Consider the following 219-nt stretch of genomic DNA (forward strand, 5'->3'; position numbering starts at 1 on the left):
CGACGACGAGCTGGTCGCGCGCACCGCGGTGGAGCACCTGCTCGAGCTGGGTCATCGCCGCATCGCCTACGTCGGGATGCTCAACGACGCGAGCCTGAGCCTGGCCCCGCCGCGCGCCCGGGCGCGCGGCTACCGCGACACGCTGCGCGACGCCGGGATCGAGCAGGACCCCGACCTCGAGCTCGAGGGTGGCTTCACGCTCGAGGGCGGGACGAGCGC

1 protein-coding gene is annotated in these 219 nt (G+C 74.9%); it reads left to right on the forward strand.

Annotated features, from left to right (window positions below; all coding sequences use genetic code 11):
- Positions 1–219 (forward strand): substrate-binding domain-containing protein (locus QWJ41_RS21670; RefSeq protein WP_302710571.1); only part of this gene is annotated, 219 nt, incomplete at both ends.

The organism is Nocardioides cremeus, from assembly GCF_030518195.1.
GTDB classification, from domain to species: domain Bacteria; phylum Actinomycetota; class Actinomycetes; order Propionibacteriales; family Nocardioidaceae; genus Nocardioides; species Nocardioides cremeus.